This is a genomic window from Polaromonas sp. P1_E1_2 (assembly GCF_056406035.1).
Genome location: NZ_JBFUAZ010000660.1, coordinates 1 through 2,266 on the forward strand (window position 1 = coordinate 1; position 2,266 = coordinate 2,266).

The 2,266-nt window shown below is 60.8% G+C and carries 4 protein-coding genes; 1 reads left to right on the forward strand and 3 read right to left on the reverse strand.

The genetic code is table 11. The features are described from left to right. A partial coding sequence (locus AC1D1P_RS21385) for an FKBP-type peptidyl-prolyl cis-trans isomerase (RefSeq protein ID WP_477674351.1) occupies nt 1-498 on the forward strand: 498 nt, incomplete at its 5' end. Between the two features lie 83 nt (nt 499-581). Here AC1D1P_RS21385 and AC1D1P_RS21390 read toward each other — a convergent pair. The 3 genes from AC1D1P_RS21390 to AC1D1P_RS21400 all read right to left on the reverse strand — a co-directional run. Next, the gene (locus AC1D1P_RS21390) at nt 582-1,091 is read right to left on the reverse strand and encodes an outer membrane lipoprotein (RefSeq protein ID WP_477674352.1); all 510 of its coding nucleotides are present in this window, start codon (nt 1,089-1,091) and stop codon (nt 582-584) included. A 216-nt stretch (nt 1,092-1,307) separates the two neighbouring features. Continuing rightward, a complete protein-coding gene (gene dut, locus AC1D1P_RS21395; protein ID WP_477674353.1) occupies nt 1,308-1,754 on the reverse strand; it encodes a dUTP diphosphatase in 447 nt (148 codons plus the stop codon). Between the two features lie 3 nt (nt 1,755-1,757). Beyond that, on the reverse strand, nt 1,758-2,266 hold a 509-nt coding region (locus AC1D1P_RS21400), incomplete at its 5' end, for a hypothetical protein (RefSeq protein ID WP_477674354.1).

Consider the following 2,266-nt stretch of genomic DNA (forward strand, 5'->3'; position numbering starts at 1 on the left):
GCCCTGACATGGACGCTGAAAGACACTCTGGGCGATGTGCTGGACGAGCTGGACGAACCCATCGAGTTTTTACTCGGCGGCGATGACCTCCTCGCGAAGATCGAGGAGGCACTGCAAGGCCATGAAGCCGGAGAGAAGCTTGAGCTGCACCTTGAGCCCGAAAATGCCTTCGGTGACTACGACGAGAATCTGGTTTTCCTCGAACCCCGCAAGATTTTTCCCGCCGAACTGGAAGAAGGCATGACCTTCGACGGCATGGCCCTTCCGCCAGGAAGCAGCGGGCAAGCGCCTCATGATCATATTTACACCGTGACCGAGATCTACCCCGATCACGTCGTGCTCGATGGCAACCATCCCCTTGCGGGCATTGCCATCCGGTTGAACCTCAAGGTTGAAGCCGTGCGCGAAGCCAGCGAAGAGGAAATCGGCCAGGGATCACTTGGCACCGGTTTTTTTAAACTTGAGCCGATCACGCCGGGAAGTGGCACGCTGCACTGAGACAGGTGTGATTCCGGACGTAAAAAAAGCCGACCATCCCCTGCGGGAGTAGCCGGCTCTTTAAAGGCGGATGAACCGCAGCGTTACATGATCCGGTTGATCTGGCCGTTTTCAATCTTTACGCGGTCTCCCACGCGAAGGTTGCCGTAGCTGGGCACGTCGTAGGCGCGTGAGCTGCCATTGTCCAGTTGCACGGAGACGCGATAGCTCTCACGAATGGTCGCGTTGCGGTTCTTTTCAATGGCGTTACCGGCCACCGCACCGCCCACCGCACCCACCACGGTTGCCGCATCCTTGCCGCTGCCGCCACCGATCTGGTGACCCACCACAGCACCCGCCACACCGCCCAGCACAGCACCCACGCCAGAGCCGCGGCCTTTTTCCGTAGTCTGGATGGCTTCCACATTGATGACCCGCCCATACTCTACATAGTTATTTTGCTGATTGGCAGGGTAGGACGAAGAAGCAGGATAGGTTGAAGTGGTGGCCGGATAGGACGAATCGCCGCTCGGGCTCATGGGCGCGCAAGCGGCCAAGCCCACCAGTGCCAGCACGRCAGAAGCCGAGGAAATAAAGCGGAATGTGTTTTGCATGAGTCTCTCCTGTTAATAAGTTCATGAGCTTCCCGGCCCCTGTCATCGGCTTCACGCTAGCGAGAAGCCGATACCAGGAGCGCGGAGACTCCCATGACCCATTAAGGGCACGCCGCAGCAAATACAAGGTGGGGATTAGAGCTGTCGCGGCGTGGGAGCCGTGTCGCAGGGGTTGTAGGAAAACACCCTCCCTGACGCCTTTTGCCCGCCAGCCGTTCAGGCTTTGCCCGTGGAGCCGTACCCGCCTTCGCCACGCTCACTGGCGGGAAATTCCGCCACCACATTGAACTGCGCCTGCACCACGGGCACGATCATCAGCTGCGCAATCCGCTCCATCGGCTCGATGGTGAATGGCACGTCGCTGCGATTCCAGGCGCTGACCATCAGCTGCCCCTGATAGTCACTGTCAATCAGGCCAACCAGATTGCCCAGCACGATGCCGTGCTTGTGGCCCAGCCCCGAACGCGGCAGGATGAGCGCGGCATAGCCGGGGTCGTGCAGGTAAATCGCAATGCCGGTCGGTACCAGTTGCCAGGCGTTGGCGGTCAGCGTGAGCGGCGTGTCCAGACAGGCACGCAGGTCCAGGCCGGCGCTGCCGGGCGTTGCGTAGGCGGGAAGGTTGCCCTGAAGGCGGGGATCGAGAATTTTGACGTCGATTTGCATGAACTATTTTTTCTTGGGTAGTTGATTTTTCCGGGCTTCTTCGGCTGCTTGCCGGGCGAGCTCACGCAGACGCTGCACCAGTGCGCCGGATGAATGACGGTTGGCCTGGAAGACCGCCCACGCCCCGTACACCAGCAGCGCGGGCAGAAACAGGAATCCGGCGCCGGGCATCACCTCGGACAGCACCTGCGTTGCGATCCAAAGGATGACGACCCATTTGACGTGGGTTAGAAAGGCGGCGCCGGTGGCCACGACGGCCACGGGTTTGGACGGGGGCGTAGCGGTGCTCGCCGAAGACGGGGCGCGGAGCGAAATCTTGTCCTGCGGCTCAAGCCGGTCTTTATGGACGCCTGGCGCGTTCGCGTTTGTCAGGCGTTCCACATAGCTGACGAAATCGCCGTCAGGCGGCGTGTTCGAGGGAAGGTTCATGGTGCAGCCGCTTTCCCGTTGGACGGCGGCGCCATCCGGGTTGCGATCTCTGCCACCAGCTGGCGCGCCAGTGAGAGCTTGGA

Coding starts and splice junctions, on each gene's coding strand:
- dut (WP_477674353.1), bottom strand. CDS start 1,754: ATGCAAATCGACGTCAAAATTCTCGATCCCCGCCTTCAGGGCAACCTT.